This is a genomic window from Marinicrinis lubricantis, from assembly GCF_042658665.1.
GTDB lineage: Bacteria > Bacillota > Bacilli > Paenibacillales > KCTC-33676 > Marinicrinis > Marinicrinis lubricantis.
On sequence record NZ_JBHSQV010000025.1, the window covers coordinates 20,077 to 43,457 of the forward strand.

Annotated in this window: 22 protein-coding genes and 1 pseudogene; 4 read left to right on the forward strand and 19 right to left on the reverse strand. The window is 47.7% G+C overall.

Features of this window, described 5'->3' with window-relative positions:
• Positions 1-43: 43 nt before the first annotated feature.
• Complete coding sequence (locus tag ACFPXP_RS02975; protein ID WP_379892202.1) at positions 44-1,264, forward strand: MFS transporter; 1,221 nt, start codon at positions 44-46, stop codon at positions 1,262-1,264.
• Positions 1,265-1,548: 284 nt separating this feature from the next.
• On the opposite strand, the gene ACFPXP_RS02980 is transcribed toward ACFPXP_RS02975, so the two are convergent.
• The 17 genes and pseudogenes from ACFPXP_RS02980 to ACFPXP_RS03060 all read right to left on the reverse strand — a co-directional run bounded on the left by ACFPXP_RS02980 (position 1,549) and on the right by ACFPXP_RS03060 (position 15,383).
• Positions 1,549-2,010, reverse strand: a complete 462-nt coding sequence (locus tag ACFPXP_RS02980; RefSeq protein WP_379892205.1) for an SRPBCC family protein — start codon at positions 2,008-2,010, stop codon at positions 1,549-1,551.
• Between the two features lie 164 nt (positions 2,011-2,174).
• Entirely contained in the window at positions 2,175-2,657 is a 483-nt protein-coding gene (locus ACFPXP_RS02985; RefSeq protein ID WP_379892208.1) for a hypothetical protein, read from the reverse strand.
• 107 nt (positions 2,658-2,764) lie between these two features.
• Positions 2,765-2,914, reverse strand: a complete 150-nt coding sequence (rpmG, locus tag ACFPXP_RS02990; RefSeq protein ID WP_379892210.1) for a 50S ribosomal protein L33 — start codon at positions 2,912-2,914, stop codon at positions 2,765-2,767.
• Positions 2,915-3,150: 236 nt separating this feature from the next.
• The gene (locus tag ACFPXP_RS02995) at positions 3,151-3,657 is read right to left on the reverse strand and encodes a YfiT family bacillithiol transferase (protein WP_379892212.1); all 507 of its coding nucleotides are present in this window, start codon (positions 3,655-3,657) and stop codon (positions 3,151-3,153) included.
• Positions 3,658-3,787: 130 nt separating this feature from the next.
• On the reverse strand, positions 3,788-4,330 hold the full coding sequence (locus ACFPXP_RS03000) for an AAA family ATPase (RefSeq protein WP_379892214.1): 543 nt from the start codon (positions 4,328-4,330) through the stop codon (positions 3,788-3,790).
• A gap of 163 nt (positions 4,331-4,493) precedes the next feature.
• Positions 4,494-5,377, reverse strand: a pseudogene (locus tag ACFPXP_RS03005) (Vgb family protein).
• A 470-nt stretch (positions 5,378-5,847) separates the two neighbouring features.
• Positions 5,848-6,393 carry an NADPH-dependent FMN reductase gene (locus ACFPXP_RS03010; protein WP_379892216.1) on the reverse strand — a complete coding sequence of 182 codons (546 nt, stop codon included), beginning with the start codon at positions 6,391-6,393 and terminating at the stop codon, positions 5,848-5,850.
• Between the two features lie 206 nt (positions 6,394-6,599).
• On the reverse strand, positions 6,600-7,415 hold the full coding sequence (locus ACFPXP_RS03015) for an NmrA family NAD(P)-binding protein (RefSeq protein ID WP_379892218.1): 816 nt from the start codon (positions 7,413-7,415) through the stop codon (positions 6,600-6,602).
• Between the two features lie 222 nt (positions 7,416-7,637).
• Positions 7,638-8,276 (reverse strand): response regulator, encoded by a 639-nt coding sequence (locus ACFPXP_RS03020; RefSeq protein WP_379892220.1) that lies wholly within the window; start codon positions 8,274-8,276, stop codon positions 7,638-7,640.
• A complete protein-coding gene (locus ACFPXP_RS03025; RefSeq protein ID WP_379892222.1) occupies positions 8,266-9,312 on the reverse strand; it encodes a GAF domain-containing sensor histidine kinase in 1,047 nt (348 codons plus the stop codon). Before ACFPXP_RS03025 ends, ACFPXP_RS03020 begins: the two co-directional genes overlap by 11 nt.
• Positions 9,309-9,905 (reverse strand): GAF domain-containing protein, encoded by a 597-nt coding sequence (locus ACFPXP_RS03030; RefSeq protein WP_379892223.1) that lies wholly within the window; start codon positions 9,903-9,905, stop codon positions 9,309-9,311. Before ACFPXP_RS03030 ends, ACFPXP_RS03025 begins: the two co-directional genes overlap by 4 nt.
• A 380-nt stretch (positions 9,906-10,285) precedes the next feature.
• Positions 10,286-10,477 (reverse strand): hypothetical protein, encoded by a 192-nt coding sequence (locus ACFPXP_RS03035; RefSeq protein ID WP_379892225.1) that lies wholly within the window; start codon positions 10,475-10,477, stop codon positions 10,286-10,288.
• A gap of 44 nt (positions 10,478-10,521) precedes the next feature.
• On the reverse strand, positions 10,522-12,354 hold the full coding sequence (locus tag ACFPXP_RS03040) for a UbiD family decarboxylase (protein WP_379892227.1): 1,833 nt from the start codon (positions 12,352-12,354) through the stop codon (positions 10,522-10,524).
• Between the two features lie 304 nt (positions 12,355-12,658).
• Positions 12,659-12,814, reverse strand: coding sequence for a hypothetical protein (locus ACFPXP_RS03045; protein ID WP_379892229.1), 156 nt, complete (start codon positions 12,812-12,814; stop codon positions 12,659-12,661).
• A gap of 234 nt (positions 12,815-13,048) precedes the next feature.
• Positions 13,049-13,495 carry a carboxymuconolactone decarboxylase family protein gene (locus tag ACFPXP_RS03050; protein ID WP_379892231.1) on the reverse strand — a complete coding sequence of 149 codons (447 nt, stop codon included), beginning with the start codon at positions 13,493-13,495 and terminating at the stop codon, positions 13,049-13,051.
• 71 nt (positions 13,496-13,566) lie between these two features.
• Positions 13,567-14,484, reverse strand: a complete 918-nt coding sequence (sigJ, locus tag ACFPXP_RS03055) for an RNA polymerase sigma factor SigJ (protein WP_379892233.1) — start codon at positions 14,482-14,484, stop codon at positions 13,567-13,569.
• Positions 14,485-14,729: 245 nt separating this feature from the next.
• Positions 14,730-15,383: an SGNH/GDSL hydrolase family protein gene (locus ACFPXP_RS03060; protein ID WP_379892235.1), complete on the reverse strand. Its 654-nt coding sequence runs from the start codon at positions 15,381-15,383 to the stop codon at positions 14,730-14,732.
• A gap of 271 nt (positions 15,384-15,654) precedes the next feature.
• Here ACFPXP_RS03060 and ACFPXP_RS03065 point away from each other — a divergent pair, with 271 nt between their 5' ends.
• Positions 15,655-16,674, forward strand: a complete 1,020-nt coding sequence (locus ACFPXP_RS03065) for a permease (RefSeq protein ID WP_379892237.1) — start codon at positions 15,655-15,657, stop codon at positions 16,672-16,674.
• Between the two features lie 14 nt (positions 16,675-16,688).
• Positions 16,689-17,756, forward strand: a complete 1,068-nt coding sequence (locus ACFPXP_RS03070) for a TIGR03943 family putative permease subunit (RefSeq protein WP_379892239.1) — start codon at positions 16,689-16,691, stop codon at positions 17,754-17,756.
• A 112-nt stretch (positions 17,757-17,868) separates the two neighbouring features.
• Here the strand turns inward: ACFPXP_RS03070 and cysI are convergent, their stop codons facing one another.
• Positions 17,869-19,593, reverse strand: a complete 1,725-nt coding sequence (gene cysI / locus ACFPXP_RS03075) for an assimilatory sulfite reductase (NADPH) hemoprotein subunit (RefSeq protein WP_379892241.1) — start codon at positions 19,591-19,593, stop codon at positions 17,869-17,871.
• A gap of 40 nt (positions 19,594-19,633) precedes the next feature.
• On the reverse strand, positions 19,634-21,457 hold the full coding sequence (locus ACFPXP_RS03080) for an assimilatory sulfite reductase (NADPH) flavoprotein subunit (protein WP_379892243.1): 1,824 nt from the start codon (positions 21,455-21,457) through the stop codon (positions 19,634-19,636).
• A 221-nt stretch (positions 21,458-21,678) separates the two neighbouring features.
• On the opposite strand from ACFPXP_RS03080, the gene ACFPXP_RS03085 reads away from it, so the two are divergent.
• The gene (locus tag ACFPXP_RS03085) at positions 21,679-23,301 is read left to right on the forward strand and encodes a catalase (protein ID WP_379892245.1); all 1,623 of its coding nucleotides are present in this window, start codon (positions 21,679-21,681) and stop codon (positions 23,299-23,301) included.
• Positions 23,302-23,381: the final 80 nt, after the last annotated feature.

Sequence of the window (23,381 nt, forward strand, 5' to 3'; positions counted from 1 at the left end):
TTCAATCTAACGATCATATGTGCAAACAGAAAGGAACATACTTATGGCAACTTGGTTTCTAGTCATCATTTATCTATCATTTATCAGTTTAGGTCTGCCTGACTCCATGCTTGGATCTGCATGGCCTGCTATTTATCCGGATATCGGCGCTTCACTGGAATCTGCAGGGTTGTTGTCGATGATCGCAGCGGGAGGTACGATTGTATCTAGTCTAGCCAGCGGCTTTTTAATCGAAAGGCTTGGTACGGGCAGACTGACACTGCTCAGCTGCTGTTTAACCGCGGGTGCACTGCTCGGCTTTTCATTTGCCCCTTCCCTGCTTTGGCTTGTTGTGCTTGCGATTCCGCTCGGTCTCGGGGCAGGAGCAGTCGATTCTGCGCTTAATCATTATGTAGCCAACCACTACAAGGCGCATCATATGAGCTGGCTCCACTGCTTCTGGGGCGTTGGAGCCACTGCAGGTCCGATCATTATGTCTTTATTTATCGCCAATGACAGTACATGGAGAGACGGCTATCAAGCTGTTGCAATGATCCAATTCACGTTAGTCGTCATCCTGCTGCTGACACTGCCGCTCTGGAATCGAGTCGCTGCTCTGCAGCAGCAATTATCACTTGCCGAAGACGGCGCTCATTCGAATGAGACTCAGCCAGATGACGATCACAACGCAAGAACGAGCCGAAAAAATCCGCTCCAAATTCGGGGTGTGAAGCTTACGCTGATTGCTTTCTTATTTTACTGCGGTGTGGAAATGACCGTAGGCTTGTGGGGAGCCAGCTTTCTGGTACATACGAGAGAGTTTTCAGCAGATACGGCTGCCGCTTGGGTCTCATTATATTTTGGGGGCATTACGGTAGGACGGCTCATCTCTGGCTTCATCACGATGCGTGTCAGCGGTCGGGCCATCATTCTTTCCGGCCAGTTGATCGCATTATTCGGTGGGCTGCTCGTTCTTCTGCCGCTGCCGGACGTACTTACATTGACCGGTATCATTCTCATTGGAATGGGATTTGCTCCAATCTATCCAAGTCTTATTCATGAGACGCCTGCAAGATTCGGCAAAGAGCACTCCGCCAAGCTAATCGGATACCAGATGGCCGTCGCCTATACAGGTACGACCTTTCTGCCGCCTCTGTTCGGTCTAGTCGCGGCCCATACAACGATGTGGTTATTTCCGGTTACGGTTATCGCATTTATACTGATCATGCTGCTCTGTACGGAGGGCGTCAATCGAGCGCTGAAACGTGAAGTTCAGAACGGATAAGAAAAATGTTGATGGGTATCAAAGCAAAAAAAGGATTGTCCCAAAAGTCCATGATGAATTCACCTTCGGACGGTTCTACATTTATGTTCTTATAAAAGACAAAACAGAAGGAACTGGGGTCATACTTGCCCTGGTTTTCCTCCTGTTTTTTTCTTCGCCGTAAGCTTTGATGAATCATTAAAAGCATCCATTGTGGGCAGCAAACGGAACCAGATCCGAGCCTGCATAACCAGGAAAATTCGACTTTGACAGTGGGACATCACTTTTGGGACAGCCCCTTAACTTTATACATGGGCATCCGGGGCCTTGTCTGCTACAACATTCAGCTTGATGTTGTACTCAAGAAGCGCCTTTGCCGCGCAAAGCACCATCGTATACCCTCCCATCGAATCAATGGCGTAGTTTACCATATCATCCCCATGGCCTGTAAATCCAGAATGTGTAATCGAGACATAGGTTTCGTTCTCTGCTCGCGGAGTAAAGATCCACTCCGTTATGGTGCGATCCGCTGATTCGATCCGGATCAGCTCGTTTGGCTTGATTGCTTTTACACGGATATCATCAGAAACGCCGTACATCTCCCAATCCCACCGTATTTGTTTTCCCTCTTCTAATCTTCCGCTGCTTTTTGTGAACCAAAATTTTGTAGTGATTTCGGGGTCAATAAAAGCTTCAAACACTTCTTCGACCGGTCTGCGAATGAGCATTTCAGATTTAACGACCGGTGTATGATTCAATGCTACCATGTTCAAACCCCTTTCAAGGTTCATTCTTCCCTTTTTATTGCATCTGATACGATCGTGATTGGCGTCATTGTCACCGAATCAATGATCTTCATTGTACCCCATTCAAAGTGAATAATTTCTTCTCGTTTGCTCAAAAGTCCTTTTCTCGATCTTGTTGATTAGGCTTAGTCTTGGGCTGCACAGACTTCCTCCATCAACCGCCGTGCTGCAGCCTCCAGCAGCAAACAAAACGAACGATTATGACCGATAAAAAAAGACGAGACATCGTACCGATTTTTTTCAGGCTCGTAGGTGACAACCGCACGATGTTTCATGTACTCAAGCACGATCTCTGTAAACCGCTTCGCCGGACCTTCAGCGTAAAATGTCACATAAGCATATAGAGAATGCTCCTCAGGCTCGTCGAGCGGGCTCACTCCCGCACAGGAATATTCCGTCCGAATGCCTGCTTGCTGCAAGCAGACCAGTGCAAGATACAGCTGCTCATCTACGGGAACCCCTTCGAAAAGCCGTGTTTTTTTCGGCATCTTTCGCTCCTTTTTTACCGCAATCCATTCATCTAATTCTCTCTTTCTCCGATCCCACCGTTCCTTGCTGTGCATGCTGAGCACCGCTTCCCGGTGTTGCTGGTTTAGATTCGAAGCCATACCTGTCCCCTCCCTATCCATGGATCCAAGCTTCCAGCGAAATTCCCGCTTCCAATTTATAAAAAGTAAGACCGGGAGTACTGCCCCAGTCCATAGCTTCCAATTACTTATCGAGTTTCACGGTGAAGCGTGACTCTCCGCAGTCGAGGACTGTATTTTCGCAGCTCCATCCGTTCGGGATGTGTCTTTTTGTTCTTCGTCGTCGTATAATTGCGATCCCCGGTTTCCGTGCAAGCAAGTGTAACGGTAACTCTCATTTCATCACCTCCTCTTATTGTGCTGTCATCTCATCACTATGCTCTGCATCCATTCTGTTGTCAATATGTCCCGTCCTTTTCTCCACATTCTAGATCAATGAACCACATACGCTTGATTTTCTCACACCAGGATTATGGCCTTAATGTGAAAGATTTCCGCGCATTTTATTCGTAACAATTACTATTAATGATAACGTAAAGGGATTTCTTGTCAAGGGTTTGACGTTTGAAATCGGTTACTTCAATGCGAGTTGAATGTGTGCTAGATGATGCTTTCCATGCCATGCGTAAAGGGCGATGCTTTGTTCAATTCGCATTTCACTGCCATCAGGCAACATATAAACACGATGACGTTCCTTCTCAGATAATCGATTCAATAAAAAGGTCCACCGTTCATGCAATAAATCGATTTGTTGTATTGAAATCCCCACAGGCAGTTCGTAATCAGCAAGTTTCGCCCATTCCTTTTCCTCATATGTTTTCACAACTGGACTTTCTTCGGTAAGTGCTAACTTCATCCTGACATATCCATTGAGATGGCTGTCTGCAATATGATGAACCAACTGTCTTACCGTCCAGCTATTTTCGCGGTATGTTTTTTTCAATGACACCTCATCCTGTCCATCTAGTAACTCTCTCAATCGATGGGGCAGTAAAGAAATCTCTTTAATCCATTGCTCAACGTCTTCTCTTTTCACTTCAGTTGGACAAGAAAATTGCCCTATCGGAAACCTAGGATCCACAAAAACCCCTCCATCTTCGAATGGATTACATCCATCACTTATGACTATGACTTGACAAGAAGCCTCTATCCCTCATGGACAACGTCAGCTGCATGCTGAATATTCTGCGTCCTTATTTACTTGTGACGATTCATATGCGCCCCTCGGTCCATACGCAATTCCATATCTGTTCCACTGTTTCCTCCGGCGTCTGTTCCGTGGTATCTATCCACATTCCAATCTTCGGTGTTCCATGACGAAGCTGATCGTCCAGATCTGCAATCGTCCAGATGCCGTAACCTTTCTTCGGGCGTTCCGCTTCCCTTTTGGCAACCGCCTCCCGGCTCGGTGTCAGCACAATGACATACAGCGGCCTGCTGCGTATCATGTGGATTACGTCCTGCAGCATGGTTCCGATCATGACGTCCTGCAGAACGACATTAAATCCTGCATCAAAGTAAGTATCTGCGGCAGATGACGCGATCTGGTACCTGAGGCGGAGCTGCCGGAGAGCTTCATCGCTAGCACCTGGCACCATCTCTTCTCTGCCGCTCACAATCATTTTACGGAACGTATCCCCTCTTAAATGTACGCCTCTGTTCAATTTTTCAGCGAATTGCTGTGCAACAGTCGATTTACCTGATGCCATCACACCTGTAATGAGGAAAACACCTCGGTCTCCTGTATGCTTCATTTCGAATTCCACCTAACTGATTTCAATTAATATTTTTTTCTTCCGTTCTACCGAGAAATTCGCACTTGTCTTTGCTTATTTACTCATCATCATGCAATCTACGATAACCCTGTTGATCTATGGTCCGCTTCGATTGAATGGATCTCGGCACTACATCACAGATCTACTTGCATAACCGGCCGATCTGGTTGCACTCTTCGGCGAACCATACTACTCCTTCCGGACTCACAGAATTCCGTGAGGCTCTGCATTGGGCGTAGAGATCGGGTACTCTGCAAACTCCCCTTCGGTCGTGATGCAGCCGATCTGATTTCCTCCCCATTCGGTAAACCACAATTCACCGTCTATTCCACAAGCAATCGCATGAGGTCGCGCATTAGAAGTAGGAATGGCGTATTCGTTGATTTCACCAGCTGTCGTAATCCTTCCAATGTGATTCCCCATGATTTCTACGAACCACATCGCTTCATCGGGTCCCCTTGTAATCCCCACAGGCCCTGATCGAGGCGTAGGAATCTCATACGCCGCATATTGTCCATCCACTGTCATTCGACCGATTCGATTGGCTTGATTTTCTGTAAACCAGAGTGCGTCATCCGGTCCAGCAGCAATGTATGATGGATAGCAATCCGAATCAGGCAGAGCATATTCTGTAATTTCACCTTCACGATTGATTTTGCCGATCCTTCCTCCGGTGAGTTCAGTGAACCATATCTCGCCATCCGGCCCTTCAGTGATTCCATAAGGAGATGAATTTGCCGTAGGCAGTTCATATAGATCGAAGGTTCCGCTGCAAGTCATTCGTCCGATTTGATTCGCCTGATACGCTGTAAACCAAATCTCCCCCTGATGATCAGATAAGATCGACATCACGCCTGCATCTTTGGTTGGAACCGGCCAAGCATCCACATGTCCTGCGGCAGTCATTCTTGCGATGCGGTTTCCCGCATAATCCGTAAACCAAATGTCTCCTGCAGCCCCCACTGTAATGCCGTAGGGCCTCCCATTCGTAAATGGAACCTTGTACTCCATGATTGTTCTTTTCAACTTTGCATCCTCCTCTACATCTGTATCACGTGTCATTTTGATTGATCTGTACTTAGCGAATGACTCGAAGTCAGAATTTAATCCAGCATGCGCAAAAAAACCTCCTTCCCGGTTAACGGATAGGAGGCGGTATACGCGTAAACAAGCACGCCAAATCGGATGATGTATCAGCCGACCGAACTGCAGTTAGCGATATAAAAGCCCATACTTAACCCTATCCCGAAAACCGTAAACAGATTTTCAAACATGTGGATAGGATTAGTAGATCATTGGCTCAAGGTCACCCTTTCTTATTCAATAATCTTACTATAACATAGGTTTAATATGGAATAAAGGCCTGAAATTGTTACACTGTAGAGATCACGTATCCTGATGAATTCATTCGTTTCTCCGAAACTTAAAAAGCCGCTGAAGCAGCGGCCCAGACATAAATCCAACCATAAGGTGTGGATTCACTTGCTCGTACTTAGTTATTTTCGTACTGCCTTTAGCGCTCCGCTCCATGCAACGACCTGATCCAGCATGCCGTTCACGTTTTTCTCATGCAGCTCGGCTGGTTTAAATACCGAGTAGTTCTCGAAGTCTGTAAAAATAGAGAGCGTTGGATGTGTACGTACATCAGCCACTAACAACTCACCAAGAATCCCGCGAAGATGCTCTGCCGCACGTGCTCCCCCGGTGGAACCATAGCTGACGATCCCAGCGGCTTTGTTGTTCCATTCCTTATAAGCGGAGTCCAGTGCGTTCTTTAATACAGCGGTAATGCTGTGATTGTATTCCTGCACGACAAACACGTAACCGTCCATTTCATTCACCTTCTGCTGCCAAGCCCGAAGTCCTGGTTCGCTGCCCGTGCCTTCGCCGTAAAAAGGCAGCTTATATTCTGCGATATCGACGATCTCATAACGAGCGTCCCCTCTCGTGTCTGCGACCTTCTTGATCCATTCCCCAACTTGCGGACTCAATCGACCCTGCCTGCTGCTTCCTAATACAATACCAATATTTAATAGATTCATTGTCCTATCCTACTTTCTAGTTTATTTTAGTACGGCTTTCCCTCTGTCATGCTCCGTTACCACTTCGCAATGCTCATCTGCAGCATGGTTCATCGGGAACGCTTTCCGTACAAGGAGCCTTGGCTTTAGGCACTGTACATGTCGACCGTTGTTACGGCCCAATTTCATGTTTATACTAGGATATATGAAAAATATATGGTACAAGCTTATCGAAAATCCTTCATATGCTCCGCGACCCACTGCACAAATGTTCTCGCAGAACGGCCGGTCACCTCTTGAACAGCCGGACTCACGGTGTACGAGATTTTCGGGGGGTGAAGATGCCAATCGATCACATAATCGATAACTTCCTCTTGAACCCCCATCTGTCTCATTCGTTCCTTTTCTTGTTCCCTCGAATGCTCGATCAACCGAATGTTCCGTCCAAGTGCTTTGCTGATCGCATCCACTTTATTCTGTACAGACAGTGCTTCAGGTCCCGTTAACACATAGGATTTTCCCGCATGTCCGTCCTCGGTCAGCGCAACTGCTGCCACAGCCGCAATATCCTTCTCATGAACTGCCGCACTTAAGCCTTTTCCCTGAAGATCGCGCACGGCGTCTTCGAAGCGGATCGATTCCGCCCATTCCAATGCATTGGACATGAATTCAACGGGCTGCAGCAGCGTCCATTCCATCCCGCTCGCCATCACCGCCTTATCAACTGATCCGATCTCACCGTTCCACATGACGGTAACTCTCTGCACACCCGCCTTTTCCGCTACTGCCGCAATGTCCTTTCCGTTTTGCAGCGGTATATGTCCGTTAGCGCTGGTGATAAGATGTGCTGCCCGAATACCTTGAAATGCGGATTCCAGTGTCGACGGTTCAGTCAAATCTCCTGCAACAACGTCTACACTTTCCGGAAATCTGCCTGAATCTGTGTTCCGAGTCAGCACTCGGACATGTTCTCCAGCTTCTAGAAGAAGCTGAACGAGGTGACGGCCCACCTTACCGGAAGCTCCTGTTACTAAGATCGTCATAATCATTCACTCCTGTCGATGATTTATTGAGTGCAGAACGGTATGCTAGCACTTCTGCGCGTCTACACCATTCATTGTAACGAAAAGCACATTTATTCTCGTCCGGCGGTTGTCAGAAAAAGGAATACAAAAAAGGTCTTACCCTCAAATAAGACCTCAGGTAAGACCTCGAGTAGACCCGATATGCTGACGCCGATTGAAAGCCCTGTGTTGATCCGCGCTTCATCGGAACCAATTATGCTTCATCGCATGCAAAGCAGCTTGCGTTCGATCTTGAACATTAATTTTGGCGAAAATATGTGTGACATGCGTTTTCACTGTCTTCTCCGCAATCAATAATTGCTGTGCGATTTCCTTGTTGCTGCGTCCTTCCGTAATGAGCTCAAGCACTTCCCGTTCTTTGGCGGTTAATATCGATATATCACTCTCTGCGGCTGGCTCGAAGGTGACATGGCTAACCAATTGGTTCGTCACTTCCGGATGCAGTGTGCGATTTCCGTCGATCGCGGCTTTAATCGTCTCCGATAAAACTTCCGGTTTCACATCCTTAAGCTGATACGCAGCCGCTCCGGCTTTCAATGCGGGCAGCACTAAATCCTGGTCAGAGAAGCTCGTCAATATGATGACCTTCACGTCAGGAAAATGCTCGGTAATCCGTTTCGTCGCCTCGATTCCATCCATGACCGGCATACGAATATCCATCAAAACGACTTCCGGCTTCAGCTGCTCCACCATCTGCAGCGCCTCAAGGCCGTTCAAAGCTTGGCCGACAATATCAATTCCAGGCTGAGTTTGCAGGAAGAACCTAAGTCCCCTCAGTACTACAAGGTGATCGTCAACAATCAGCACCTTAATCTTCATCAGTCCGCAAATGACCTCCTTTCTGAACCGGCAGCGTTACAGTAATGACCGTACCTGAACCGATTTCGCTTTGGATTTGAAACATGCCGCCAAGCTCTGCGACACGTTCTTTCATGCTTGTGATCCCGATGGACGTGTTGCTTGCGGATTCATTCACATTGAAACCTCGGCCTTGATCGGAAATCTTCATAACAAGCCAACTTTCGTTTTCTTCAAACCGAATCCAAGCGCGGCGCGTGCCCGAATGCTTACGGATATTATTTAGTCCTTCCTGTGCAATGCGCCAGAGTCCCTCCTCCATATCGACACCTATCGTGGGCTGCTCATCCGCTATCACGGTCAGAATCAGTCCGATCTTCTCTGCATAAGTCTTCAAGGACACCACGATGCCTTGCTCGGTTCGATAAGGACGTAGCTGCCAGATGAGAGACCGCATTTCCGTCAGCGCTTCTTGTGCCAGTTGTCCGATCTCCTGTACTGCGTCAGCCGTCTCCTTCCGGTCCTCCTTTGAAATCTCCCATATTCCCCGGGCCATTAAAGATAGTGAAAACAACTTCTGATTGACGGAATCATGTAAGTCTCTTGCCAATCGATTCCGTTCTTCCGCCAATAGTAGAAGCTGCCACTCTTCGTACAGGCGAATTTTCTCCATTGCTAGTGATATATGATCCGTCATGATTTCTAAAATTTCGACCTCTAACTCACTAAATGGTTGCGTCTCTCTCTTGATCCAAAGCACACCCATTTCCGACATTTTCAGAGGAAGGACAACCGAATGTCCCGAAGCAGAAGACATCGCACTTGCTTTAAACTCACTGCATATGTGTTCAATCACATTTTTGAATTCATCTTCGAGAGGCATGGTTTCGTCAACCAGCGTCCCCTGTCCTTGAGTGTATCTCGCTCTAAGTTTAAGCTCTGAATCTTCCTTGAGTAAGGCATCCACCCTCGGCCAACCAAATTGTTCCCCAATCCATCGAACAGCGGAAGACAGCAGCGTATCCATATCATTGATTTTCCATAGCTTTCTCGTCACTTCGTTCCAATCGTATAATAATTGATGATAAATCGGGAAATATCGTCAACCGCCTGTTTTTCCTTCTGTTCATATAATCGAACCCGCTCGATCGCAGTTCCGAGCTGATAAGCAACAGATTCTAGTAATGTCAGCTCCTCTTTGCTGAAATGTTCCTTCCCTGGCGAACCGACATTCAACAATCCAAGCCGTTCTCCCCTCACTGTAATTGGCGTCGTCGCATGATGAGTCAAATTATGTGTCTCTCCCGTACATTGGGTGATGGCGTTATACAGCCTTTCGCATTCAATGATCGTAACGGCTTGATTGAGACCGCCGGTTACATATAGGCGTTGGCATAGACAATCGCTGCAGCGCATTGGATTCTTGTCATCCCGAGATAATGCGGGCGGCAGCCGATGATCTGCTGACAGCTCATAAACCGATTCCTTTTGAAGTAAAAATATCCATCCTGTCTGCATTTGCGTCAATTCCAGCAGCTTCATCAAAGTCTTTTGCAGCATCTGCTCCATATCATTACTCTGGTTCAATGTTTCAGCAATCGTTTTCAAAATAAGCAGTTCGTCATAATGCTGATCTTTAGGCGTCTTCATAAATCCCTCCACGGATCCAAGATCGAGGTGCCGCATCATTCACTTTGGAGTTCCTTGTATTCCTCTATTTCAAACCTACTCGCTTAATCTTGGCACAGATAGTTCCAGCCCGCATAATAGATTCGATCTTAGATTTCCACTTTTTCCAATCGTCTACATTATACATAAACCCCGTGACTGTATCGATACTCTTTTATGACAATGCATTGTTTGTCTCCCAAGCTTTCATAGCAAACGGCTTTGATAAGCCTTCCCTTTACGTCTAGAGGTTGTTTGATGACGCCAATCAAAAAAGAGGAATCCTTAATTGGAAAACAGAATTCCTCTCACTTCACGATACGGTTGAACACGATCACCAAGTCGCTTACAGCTCTATGTCATTAGGCTCCTTTTTGCTTGCTTTCCAATGAATCAAATTGAACGATAGCCTGCTCCACAACTTCAGAAGCCATCATTACAACAGAGTGATCCATTCCAGCCAGCACTCGGTACTCTGCTTGCGTTAACAATCCAGCCAGGGATTCGGCAGCTTCTTGAAAATGAGGGCCGCGATTCACGCGGCCTTGGTACAAACTCTTGTTTGATATGATCAAAATAGGATGAATGTTATTGCTAATTAAATCTGAATCCCGCTGAGACTCCCGCCCTTTGCAAACAATCGCTCCATATTCTTCTCTACTGTCGGATCGGGGATGAGCGGCGGTGCCTGATGCGGCTTCGTCCGTGCGTCGATAATCACTTGATCGCAGCCCCAATGCTTATGCTCAGTAACACTGTTAACGCCGTACATATCGTGAGAAGGATTGCTGCGAGTAAATGTCACCCATACGAAGTTGCTTAGAGAAGCACTGACAAATTCACTGTCATCACAGAGAACGATGATCGGACAGCTTTGGACGGTTCCTTTCGCCTGCAAAACACCGCATAGTTCTTCCATTTCCTTCTGGACTTGCGCATAATCGGTAAATGCAGGTGCCTTCATCGCAACGACGCCAGGCAATGCCAGATGAACAGCCTCATAGCCTCGAATCCCTTTTAAAGCCTCAGGGACCTCCGTGCACAAGTCCCGCTTCTTGTCGCCATATGCTGCAAACACTACTTTACTGCCGCTGTTCAAGCCTGTACCGGAATAGTCCAACGTATCGATCGTCGTATTCGTGTAGAAATGCAAATCACGCCGCAAATCAATTCTTTCCAACATATAACTAAAGAATTCGATTTCCCTATGTGTACTGAGAGCTTGTCCATCTTCCGCCGTAATAAATAAATATTTCGCCAAGCTTAATTGTCCGGTTCCTAAAATGCGATTCGCGATCGTCAGCAGCTCGGCTGGCTGCTTCACCTTCTGATATGGCGTATAGCGCTCACTCCCAATCGCCAGAAGCAGTGGATGAACTCCTGCAGCGTCGACCGCATGCACCTCTTTGACACCCGGTACCTCCTGCTTCACCGCATCACCCGTCAACTCATGAATTAATTCACCAAAAGCGGTGTCTTCCTGCGGAGGTCTTCCGACGACGGTAAAAGGCCAGATGGCGTTCGGCTTGGCATACACTTTATGGATTTTCATAACCGGAAACTCATGCGTCAAGCTGTAATAGCCGAGATGGTCGCCGAAGGGGCCCTCTGGCTTGGTGTCACCGGGATGGATTTCCCCAGTAATGACAAAGTCTGCATCACGGCTAATGCAATAGCCGTCTATGTAACTGTAGCGAAAACGGTGTCCAGCCAGCATACCGGCGAAAAGCACTTCGCTCAGTCCCTCAGGCAGCGGCATGACTGCGGACAATGTATGTGCCGGCGGTCCACCAACAAAAATGCTGACCTTCAGCGGGTCCCCCTGCTTCACTGCCTTCGCTTGATGAACGCCTATCCCGCGGTGAATCTGATAATGCAGGCCGACCTCCTGATTGAGCTCGTAATCATTGCCGCTGAGCTGAACACGATACATGCCCAAATTCGAATTCATGATTCCCGGCTTTTCCGGATCCTCTGAATACACTTGCGGAAGCGTAACGAAAGCCCCTCCATCCATCGGCCAGTGCTGAATGAGCGGCAGGTCCGATATTTGAATTTCATGCTGTGTAACCGGTCCGCTGGCAGAAGATTTCTTCGGCAATGCCTTGAGAGCCGAGAACCCGGCACCGATATTGTTAAAAGGATGCTTCAGGGCGGCCATCGGATTATTTCGCAGTGCGATCACATTCTGAACCGCATCCCACGTCTTGCGAAAAATAAACTTGCTGCGATCGACCGTGCCGAATAAATTCGAAACCGCCCGATATTTAGAGCCCCTCACTCGTTCAAAAAGCAGCGCAGGACCGCCGGCTTCAAACACCTTTAAATGGATCGCGGCCATTTCTAAATAAGGGTCCACTTCCTCTCGGACGCGCACTAGATGTCCGTTCCTCTCTAAATCGATGACGCATTCTTCTAAATTGCGGTACATTGCAAATTCTCCATTCTATTAAACGTCTAAACGTATCTATCATTAACATATATCAAATGGAAATGCGGCGCAACGATCGCATAGAAAACGTCACCAATTATACGAACTTACAACATCGATTTCACTTTGTGCGAGTCGTGCCGATAAGTGCGCACTCGATTCAAGTAAAAGGCAGTTCACAATTTTCCTATTCATGGCCAATGCAAGGCAGCACCTCATCGTTATCACAACAAAGAAGAAGCCTCCCATACATATCCGATTTGGATATGCTCGGGGGCTCCCTATTAATCCCTGCTCTTATTTCTTATGTATGTTCTTCATACTCTTCATCATAAATTCCATGACCATGCGTCGCTTCTTCAATCTGTGCGGTCTCATTACGTACAATCGTCTTATGAGAATCCACGGCACCGGCTTGATGCGTATGAATGTCCGGACCGACCTTTTGATCTTTGTTCATGCACTACCTCCTTTGTTAAGAAAGCGGTATAGCTTTCTCCATTCCAACTTTACGATAGCCCATGATCCATGTTTTTATTCTACCGCAGGCCCCTTTAACTTGGGAGGATATGAAAAACTCCCTTTTTTCAAGGGAGTAGAACTTACCATACACACAAAAAAGGGAGCAGCATAGCGTTGAATCGATTCAATATATTCTTCATCTTACTCCTATCTCCCCTTGAGTGAAGCCTGCTTAAGCATCTGCCACAGGAAACATGCCGGTAGAAATCGCCAGATGGTTCCAAGCGTTAATGGTGTTCATCGCCATAATCAGCGTGACATATGCACTCTCGTCAAAATGTTCCCTTACACGTCTGTACAGATCATCGGGAACGCCTCGTTCCGAAATCAGCGTGACTGCTTCCGTCAGCTCCAGAGCCGCTTTCTCTTTCTCAGTATAAACCGGGGCCTCCCGCCAAACAGAGATCAGATCGATGCGCTGCGGCTTCTCTCCCATGCTCCGCAATTCCTTGATATGCATATTCAGGCAAAATGCACACCCATTCAATTGGGAAGCCCTAATCTTAATCAATTCATACAACGTGCGATCAAGCCCGCTCTTACTGATGAAATCCTCCAGCTTTCTCATTGTTTGATAGGCATCTGGATTCACCTTCGCATGATTTACGCGTACTTCCATCTTCCATCTCCTCCATACCATTGAATTAGGATTACACTTATGAAGACAAAATAGCCTATGGATTTGTGACATTAAAGACGGGATGGAAGCGCCTTTAATTTATCTGGATTCAAAATAATAAACATTCGATGGGCCAGATGACAGTTCTGCTTCGCAAAACAAATCGTCTTCGAAAGCGATCCGTCGACAAACAACGCAGCACCCGGCTGTCCATTGAGGTAGATTGGCACCCACTCTCCTGCCAGTGCGCCCTTTGACAGCAGCCCTTCCCAAAAAGCACGAATGCGATGCTTGCCCAAGATCGGACGAAGCGCCGCTCTTCTTTTCCCGCCGCCGTCCGACATCAGTACGGCATCATCGGTCAGAAGCCGAATGAAAGCATCGAAACTTCCCGTTTGTACGGCATGAAGAAACGTATTGACCAAATGCGACGTATCTTTCAACTCATCTCTTCGTTCTGCTGCATACGGCTTAAGCTTCCCCTTCGCCCTGCTGTAGATTTTACGACAGTTGGCTTCCGTTTTATGAAGCATCTCAGCCGTCTCATGATATTCGTAACCCAACACTTCCCGAAGCACGAATACAGCTCTTTCCAACGGCGATAATTCCTGCAGAAGCACTAAGAAGGCATACGTCAAATCTTCTTCCTGTACGACTCGTTCCAACGGCTCATTTATCGCGATACCTGTAAAAAGCGGTTCTGGCAACCAAGGGCCGACATACGCTTCCCGTCTTTTTCGTGCAGACTTTAAGTCGTTAAGACAGCGGTTGACGACCATTTTGACCAAATAGTTTTTCAGATGATCGATCTGTTCCAAATCTTGCAATGGCAGTGACACAAACACATCTTGAATGATATCCTCTGCATCAGACACAGAACCGAGCATTCGGTAAGCAACGGGAAAAAGGAGCGGCTTATAGATACGATATACTTCCTCTATCGAAGTCCTAACGGATCCGTAATGCTCTGTTTCGTTTGGCCTAATCACAGTCACCCTCCCAATCTCTACTCTTTTGCCGTGTATTCCTATGTATTCGATATGACATAGCCCATTATGTTCATCTCAATTCATTTTCCGAATAGACTCAGCTTTATCCGGAAAATGCATCAATAGATTGGCACCGAATTGAAACATAATCTCGAATTTCAAACAAATCGGAAGAAAGACGGTCTACACACCATACACGAAAGGCCGGTTCCGAAAGGGACCGGCCTTTTCGATGACGCTAACCTCTAGATCAACTTTCTGAGCGGTTTGCTGATTTCATGCGCAATGCGGACGTGCCCTTTCGGAGTTGGATGCACGCCATCATCTATTCCTCCATTCTCCAAACTGATGAGAAGATCCTCCTGCCTACCGCCGTCACGGATATATTCCTTGAACGACTCATTCAAATCTGCGAGCTCCGTTCCATATTGCTCCGCTGCCCTTTTGACAATTTCTGAATACAGATCAAGCCAACCGTTAATGCCCGGCGGATTGACAAAATTCTCTTTTGGATGCCGACTGTAGTAATAAGACTGTTCGTCTCCCTCGATGACATGAAAAATCGTACAAAGGACGATCCTGCAGCCGATCGATTGAAGCGAAGAAACAAAATGCTGAAGATTCGCTTCATACTGCTCAGGCGTCACTTTCGGCATATTGACTCCTGCATCACAGGCGGTGTCATTCATCCCGAAAAAGATGACGCACAGATCAGGTGAAAGTTCCATCACATCGGTCTCGAAGCGCTCTCTTCCCTGGCTGCTGGTATGACCCGGCACGCCCTTATTCACAAATTGAATATCCGGAAATGCTTTTTCCAAATGAACCATGTACCTCTCATTTTCCTGAACGAGGGCGCCAGCCGTGATCGAATCTCCGAACAAAACTGCTGTCTTCATGATCTTCTCCTCCATTTCCTTCGTTCTTCATAGAATTAGACGTTACGATATGGTATAAAGTTTCCATTTGCTGCAAGCACGTGCGAATCCGGATTCATCATCCACAAACTCGTGCGTTTATAATATTGGCAAGAAAACAAGGCTGCCCCCAAATTCTTGAAACTTCTTTGATCAATTGGTCCTATTTTCTGGATTGTACAGCCTATGATATATTAATCGTAATTATTTCTATTAATTAGGGACAAAAGACCACTCAGGAGGATTGTCGTTTATGCCTCAAACCTTGAACCGATGGACCTGGCTTATCCTTTCCATTCTCAGTCTATGGATTTTATACACGATATTTGCAAATCTAAACTCCTTACAACTTACAATCACGTATACGGATGTACAAAACTTCAAAACCGTCTTTTTGAGCATTGTACTTGAGGCGATCCCTTTCATTTTAATTGGCGTCTTAGTGTCCTCCTTGCTGCAGGAGTTCGTTCCGGATCGTTGGATTCGTAAAATGATCCCAAATTCGCCCTTCGTCGGCGTGCTGGTCGGGGGTTTGATGGGCATCCTATTTCCCTTATGCGAATGCGGAATGATTCCCGTTGTTCGCAGGCTTGTCCAGAAAGGGTTGCCGCTGTATATCGGAATTGTATACATACTGGCCGGGCCGATCGTCAACCCTGTTGTCTTCGGATCTACGGCTCTTGCCTTTCGCCAAGTACCGGAAATCTTATGGCTGCGGATGGCGCTGGGCTTTATGGTCGCGATTATCGTCGGATTGATCGCCGCCCGTTGGATGCGAACGAATCCGCTTCGGAGCGCAAGAGTGAATGATGCTGCATATTTGCATCCTCATCATGAGGCACAGCAATACACCACGAATACATATCGCAGCAGCCGTTTGGCCAAAGCAGTCGGTCACATGTCAGAGGAATTTTTCGAGATGGGCAAATATCTGTTGATCGGCTGCTTATTGACCGCAGTATTCCAAGTATTCGTCTCCAGAGAGTTTTGGATCACCATAGGTGAAGGGATGAGCTCCCATTTATTTATGGCCGGATTCGCTTACCTGCTCTCAATTTGCTCCACATCGGATGCGTTCATCGCCTCTTCGTTCATCGGAACGTTTTCAACCGGTTCACTGCTCACCTTTCTCGTATTCGGACCGATGCTCGATTTGAAAAATACGATCGTGCTGCTCTCTGTCTTTCGTACTCGTTTCGTCGCCATATTGTCAGCTGTCGTACTCTTCCTTGTACTGCTAGGATCGATGCTTGCGGAATATCTATTTTTATAAAAGGAGAAATGTATATGACACGAATCGCTCATCATCTGCTCCGAGGCGTGCTGCTGATCGGGTTTTCACTATTTATTTTATTTTTAGTGAGAACGGATCAGCTCTCTTATTACATCGCCCCGCGGATGGCACTTTATGTAAAGCTCTCTGCTCTGCTGCTGTATATACTGGCAGCAGGGCAATTGTATCAGGCCTACAAGCTGCATCAATCGAATCGCACAACGCTTCAGCACGATTGCGGCTGCGAGCATATCCCTTCCGGCTTCCCGCTGAAAAGCGTCTTCATGTATGTCTTGTTCGCGCTGCCGCTGCTGCTGGGCACCTTGCTCCCGAATACGGTGCTGGGAAGTGCCATGGCGGATCAAAAAGGGATGCGCCTTACAACGATCGCTTCCAATCCGTCGTTAAGCCATGAGGTCATACAGGAGAAGGATGCCGGCAAACCAAAGCAAACACCTGCAGATGTGAAAGATGAGGTGTCTCCTCATGAATCCAGTGGAATCAACCAAACCGAAACCACTGATCTACAACAGACGAATCAAGCCATTGCGCCGAACTCAGAAATGGAATCTGGAAGTATGAAAGAAAACAGCGAGTCTGTGAAACAAGGTAACGCCGCCTCTTCCGACTCCTTAGAGGAGCTCTTCCCTTCTTCACCAGCAACAGAGAGCTTTGCGAAATATGCGAGATCGGTCTATGACGATGAAACTATCCTCGTTGAGGAAAAGAGCTTTACTGAAATATTGACGACCTTACATCTATACTTAGACGCGTTCATTGGCAAACCGATTGAAATAACCGGCTTTATTTACCGCATGGAGCCGATGGAACCCCATCAATTCGCAATCGGCCGTTTTGCCATGACCTGCTGCTCCGCCGACGCTGAACCTTACGGCGTATTCGCAGAATTTGTCGGTGCTGAAGCTTGGCCGGACGACCAGTGGGTTAAGGTGAAAGGAAGTTTAAGCAAAACCGTATTCAATGAGGCGGAAATTATGAAGCTCGATGTGAAATCGATTGAAAAGACAGAAGCACCGAAAGAGCCCTATGTGTATCCGAATTGGGACTTCGGCTCGGAATAAAAATCAAAAAGGCAGCCTGCGATGATATGCTCCCCTCAGTGTAGTCCTGAATTTTGTTATTTCAGGTGTCTACTTTGAGGGGAGCATATCACGATCGGCTGCCTCAACCATATTAAGCGTGGAAATCTTGACCGGAACGAACTTCTTTAACATATCCGGCACGGATTACAAAATCACCGAAATGCTCCCCTTCGTTGCGTTCCTTCGCATATTGCGAAATGATTGGCTTGAGTGAAGCCAAAATCTCATCTTCGCCAATGTTTTCTTTGTACAGCTTATTCAAGCGCTCTCCAGCGAAACCGCCGCCCAGGTACATGTTATATTTACCAGGCGCTTTACCGATGAAGGCGATCTCCGCCAGAGCAGGTCTGGCACAGCCGTTCGGACAGCCCGTCATACGGATCACGATCTCTTCATCGCGCAGTCCCGCTTCATCCAGCATCGGTTCGATCTTATCAAGCAGTGACGGGAAATAACGCTCTGATTCCGCCATCGCCAATCCACATGTCGGCAGCGCCACGCATGCCATCGAATTTCTGCGCAGTGCCGAATAACGGAACCCATCGGTCAAACCGAACTCGCTGATCAACTGTTCGATTTTTTTCTTTTTCTGACTGCTGACATTGGCAACAATCAGGTTCTGGTTCGGCGTCAAACGGAAATCTCCGGAATGCACTTTCGCAATTTCCCGAAGCCCCGTCATGAGACGGTAGTCTTCCCAATCCTTCACACGGCCGTTTTGAACGAAGAGGGTGAAATGCCATTTGCCGTTACTTCCTTTCACCCAGCCGTAACGATCGCCATTATGCTCGAATTGGTAAGGCCGAGCTTCCTGAAGCTGCCATCCTAGTCGATGACTCAGCTCCTGAATGAACCATTCGATGCCTCGGTCGTCAATCGTATATTTGAAACGGGCATGCTTCCGTACGGAACGGTCGCCGTAATCTCTTTGAATGGTCACGGTTTTCTCCGCTACATCAACAAGCTGCTCCGGTGTGCAGAAGCCGATCACTTGCCCGATCTGCGGATATGTCTTCGGATCGCCATGGGTCATCCCCATTCCCCCGCCGACCGATACGTTAAAGCCCTTCAGCTTTCCATCTTCAACGATCGCAATAAATCCTAAATCTTGAGAGAATACATCGACATCGTTGGTCGGTGGAACCGCGATTCCAATTTTGAATTTACGAGGCAGGTACACCGGACCGTAAATCGGCTCCTCTTCTACCTGCTCGTCACGGCTGTCAACGACTTTCTCGCCGTCCAGCCAAATTTCATGATACGCTCTCGTACGCGGATCCAAGTGTTGGCTCACCTGTTGTGCCCATTCGTACACTTCTGCGTGAATGTCAGATTGATACGGATTCGGGTTGCACATCACGTTACGGTTTACGTCCCCGCACGCTGCCAGTGTGCTGAGCATCGATTCGTGCACTTCCTGAATCGTATTCTTCATATTCCATTTGATGATGCCGTGCAATTGGAACGACTGGCGCGTCGTTAAGCGAATCGAACCATTCGCATATTTCTGGGCAACGCGGTCCATCATGAGCCATTGATCCGGTGTGACGACACCCCCTGCAGCACGAACCCGCAGCATGAATTGGTATGCCGGTTCGAGCTTGGACTTGGCTCTTTCATTCCGTAAATCCCGATCATCCTGCATGTAGCTGCCGTGAAACTTCATCAGTCGGTTCTCATCCTCGGGGATCGAACCGGTAATACGATCTTCTAATACTTCTTTCAGATTCCCCCGCAAATAGTTACTTCTGCGTTTAATATCCTCGACATCGCTGTGAGGCGCACTATTGGGAGAAAGTAAATTGTTTTCCGACATGTTCGTTTTTCTCCTCTCGTAATCGGTGGGACTTTACGTATTAATAAACGTCCCGTTGATAACGTTTTTGCTGCTGCATACGAGCTATATATTCTGCCGCTTCATCCGCGCTGAAGCCGCCTTCTTGCTGAATAATGGTTTCGAGTGCGTGATGCACATCATGAGCCATTCGTTTTTCATCGCCGCAAACATAGACATATGCGCCTTCCTGCAGCCAAGCATACAGCTCCTTGCTGTTCTCAAGCATCCGATGCTGTACATACACCTTCTGATCCGTATCACGTGAGAATGCCACGTCCATACGTGTCAACACGCCGTCTTTCAGCCAGCGCTGCCATTCCACCTGATACAAGAAGTCCGTCGAAAAATGCTGATCGCCGTAGAACAACCAGGATTTCCCTTCCGCACCGTTCTCTTCCCGTTCACCCAGGAACGCTCTGAAAGGAGCAACACCTGTACCTGGCCCGATCATAATGATCGGAGCGTCTGGATTTTCCGGAAGCTTGAAATTCGGATTATGCTGAATATATACCGGGAGCTTGTCGCCCGATTCGATTCGTTCTGCCAGCTGTACCGAGCAAACACCGTAGCGCTGACGACCGTGCGACTCGTAACGTACCGTACGCACCGTCAAATGCACCTCGTCCGGGAACGCCGTTGGACTGCTGGAAATCGAGTATAGACGAGCAGGCATCTTTCTTAGCAGCGGGATAAACTCGCGAGCAGACATACCTTTGAGCGAATAATCCTGCACCAAGTCGAGCAGATCTCGTTCGTTCAAATAGCTTCTCAGCTCCTGTTCGTTCTCAAGAAGCTTCGTAAGCTCGTTATTCAGTGTGATCGTCGCGATCTTCTCTATTAAAGATTTCGTCAACACCGTAATTTCAAAATGGCGAAGCAGTGCTTCTCCGAGCGGACGTTCTTCTCCGTTTTTGTTGATCACAACCGGACTATCTCCGTTCCAACCCATCGCTTCAATCAACTCTTCCACGAGTCGAGGGTGGTTTTCCGGATAAATTCCTAAGCTGTCGCCAGGCTCATACTGCAAATTGGATCCTTCGAGTGAAAGCTCCAAATGACGTGTTTCGCGATCCGAACCTCGGCCGTTCAAGTTCAAATTTTCCAGCACTTCCGCCATAAACGGATTCGTGCGAGAATATTCCGATTCGGCACCGACGGCTGCCACCGTACCTGCGGCACTCACGACCGCGGCACCTGCACCAGCAGAAGATGCTTCGTTTAAAGCGTTCAGTACACTTGCCATCCATTCCGCTGCCGGCTCGTCAAAATCGACGTCGCAATCGACACGAGGCGCAATACGTTTGCCGCCCAGCTCTTCCAATCGCTTATCGAAATCTTTCCCCGTCTGACAGAAAAATTCGTACGACGTATCTCCCAAAGCCAACACAGAGAAATTCGTGCCCTCAAGCTGAGGCGCTCTCTTGCTGTGAATGAACTCGTGGAATGAAATCGCGTTATCCGGCGGATCTCCTTCCCCGTGTGTGCTTATAATGACAAGCAAATTCTGAACCTTTTTCAATCCGTTCGCTTTGAAGTCGCTCATCGCAGAAACGTTCACTTGGAAGCCCTGCTCTTCAAGCTGTTTAGACATTTTTTTAGCCAGTCCATGACAATTACCGGTTTGCGATCCGAACAGGATCGTTACCTCTTTGGAAACAGCTGGCGCATTCGATACGGCACCTGCTGTAGGCTGTGCTGTACCCGCTGCGGAGACGGCTCCCTGAAGCGCCGACAAATATCCGCTTAACCAAATACGCTGCGGTTCAGACAGCGTAGGAATTAGGCGATTTAGCAGTTCAACCTGCTCCTGATTAAAAGGACTGTTCGTGACTTGAAGTTCCAACAATATCCACCTCGCGTAAGATGCAATGTTCTTAATTCCTAGTATTCTTATCTAATTAATCCATTGTACTAAAACTATCACAGCCTGCATAAGGGGTCAATGAGAAAGTTCTTATAGGATCTATTAGTTCTGTTTATAAAGAGAGTTGCCCATACACAGGGGTCTAGCGAGACTCTCCCTATCGATTTGAAAATGTCCATAGAACTTGAATATTTATACGGATGTTGGAAAATATAACGTCAGAAAATGAAAGCTATCTTCAAGGAGTGAAACCATTGACCACCGAACAAGAAAATACACTGACGAACCGGCAAGGACACCCCGTTACGAACAACCAAAATTTGCGAACCGTCGGGAATCGCGGGCCAGCCACGCTAGAAAACTACGATTTCATTGAAAAGATCAGTCACTTCGACAGAGAGCGCGTTCCGGAAAGGGTGGTTCATGCTCGCGGCGCGGGAGCACATGGCTACTTTGAGGCATACGGCACCGTAGGCAATGAGCCTGTGTCCAAATATACCCGAGCTAAACTGTTTCAGGAAAAAGGCAAACGTACCCCTGTATTCGTCCGCTTCTCCACAGTCATTCACGGCGGACATTCTCCGGAAACACTGCGGGATCCGCGCGGTTTCGCCGTTAAATTTTATACGGAAGACGGCAACTGGGATTTGGTCGGCAACAATCTGAAGATCTTCTTCATTCGCGATGCGGTCAAATTCCCGGATATGATTCATGCCTTTAAGCCCGATCCCGTAACGAACGTTCAGGATGCAGAGCGCTTCTTTGATTTTTGCTCGAATTCTCCTGAAACCTTCCATATGGTGACTTTCGTCTACTCCCCTTGGGGAATACCTGCCAACTACCGCATGATGCAGGGCTCAGGCGTGAATACATATAAGTGGGTAAACAGCGAAGGCAAAGCCGTTCTGGTGAAATATCATTGGGAGCCGAAGCAGGGAATCAAGAACTTGACCATGAAGGAAGCGGCTGAAATCCAAGCGGTCAACTTTAACCATGCTACACAGGATCTGTATGATGCGATCGAGCGCGGAGATTATCCGGAATGGGAGCTGTTCGTTCAAATCATGAGTGACGGCGAGCATCCAGAGCTTGATTTCGATCCATTGGACGATACGAAGCTTTGGCCAGAAGATCAATTCCCATGGCTGCCGGTTGGCAAAATGGTACTCAATAAAAATCCAGAGGATTACTTCACAGAAGTGGAACAAGCCGCTTTTGGAACCGGCGTATTGGTAGATGGCTTGGACTTTTCCGACGACAAAATGCTGCAGGGGCGCACCTTCTCCTACTCTGATACACAGCGCTACCGCGTCGGTGCGAATTATTTACAGCTTCCGATCAATGCGCCGAAGAAGCGCGTCGCAACGAACCAAAGCGGCGGCCAAATGCAGTACAAGGTCGATCGTGCGCCGGGGCAAAACCCGCATGTCAACTATGAGCCTTCCATTCTAGGCGGTCTGCAGGAGGCCAAGCAGGAAGGCAAAGAATATACTCCTCATGTTGAAGGGAACCTTGTTCGGCAGTCTATCGACCGACAAAGCAATACGAAGCAGGCAGGAGAAACTTACCGTCGCTTCGAACAGTGGGAAAAAGATGAGCTCATTACGAACTTGGTAAACGACCTCTCCCGCTGCGATTCTCGTATCCAAGCGAAAATGATTGCACTGGCCGAAGAAGCGGACGAAGAATACGGCCGCCGTTTAAGAGAAGGCTTGGCGAACGCTGAGAAAGGCGGATCGAGCCAAAAACCGCTTGGCAACCATGGCGGCGACAAAGCGATGGAGATGGCCGTCGAGTTAGGGCACGAGGCGGATCCTTATTAATAACGTCCAGTTGTTAGACGTTCTATATCTGCACGGCGCTTTCTCGATTAACCGGTTCATATAAATTCACAAGATACTCC

Coding starts and splice junctions, on each gene's coding strand:
- ACFPXP_RS02975 (WP_379892202.1), top strand. CDS start 44: ATGGCAACTTGGTTTCTAGTCATCATTTATCTATCATTTATCAGTTTA.
- ACFPXP_RS02980 (WP_379892205.1), bottom strand. CDS start 2,010: ATGGTAGCATTGAATCATACACCGGTCGTTAAATCTGAAATGCTCATT.
- ACFPXP_RS02985 (WP_379892208.1), bottom strand. CDS start 2,657: ATGGCTTCGAATCTAAACCAGCAACACCGGGAAGCGGTGCTCAGCATG.
- rpmG (WP_379892210.1), bottom strand. CDS start 2,914: ATGAGAGTTACCGTTACACTTGCTTGCACGGAAACCGGGGATCGCAAT.
- ACFPXP_RS03000 (WP_379892214.1), bottom strand. CDS start 4,330: ATGAAGCATACAGGAGACCGAGGTGTTTTCCTCATTACAGGTGTGATG.
- ACFPXP_RS03010 (WP_379892216.1), bottom strand. CDS start 6,393: ATGAATCTATTAAATATTGGTATTGTATTAGGAAGCAGCAGGCAGGGT.
- ACFPXP_RS03015 (WP_379892218.1), bottom strand. CDS start 7,415: ATGACGATCTTAGTAACAGGAGCTTCCGGTAAGGTGGGCCGTCACCTC.
- ACFPXP_RS03020 (WP_379892220.1), bottom strand. CDS start 8,276: ATGAAGATTAAGGTGCTGATTGTTGACGATCACCTTGTAGTACTGAGG.
- ACFPXP_RS03030 (WP_379892223.1), bottom strand. CDS start 9,905: ATGAAGACGCCTAAAGATCAGCATTATGACGAACTGCTTATTTTGAAA.
- ACFPXP_RS03040 (WP_379892227.1), bottom strand. CDS start 12,354: ATGTACCGCAATTTAGAAGAATGCGTCATCGATTTAGAGAGGAACGGA.
- ACFPXP_RS03045 (WP_379892229.1), bottom strand. CDS start 12,814: ATGAACAAAGATCAAAAGGTCGGTCCGGACATTCATACGCATCAAGCC.
- ACFPXP_RS03050 (WP_379892231.1), bottom strand. CDS start 13,495: ATGGAAGTACGCGTAAATCATGCGAAGGTGAATCCAGATGCCTATCAA.
- ACFPXP_RS03060 (WP_379892235.1), bottom strand. CDS start 15,383: ATGAAGACAGCAGTTTTGTTCGGAGATTCGATCACGGCTGGCGCCCTC.
- ACFPXP_RS03065 (WP_379892237.1), top strand. CDS start 15,655: ATGCCTCAAACCTTGAACCGATGGACCTGGCTTATCCTTTCCATTCTC.
- ACFPXP_RS03070 (WP_379892239.1), top strand. CDS start 16,689: ATGACACGAATCGCTCATCATCTGCTCCGAGGCGTGCTGCTGATCGGG.
- cysI (WP_379892241.1), bottom strand. CDS start 19,593: ATGTCGGAAAACAATTTACTTTCTCCCAATAGTGCGCCTCACAGCGAT.
- ACFPXP_RS03085 (WP_379892245.1), top strand. CDS start 21,679: ATGTTGGAAAATATAACGTCAGAAAATGAAAGCTATCTTCAAGGAGTG.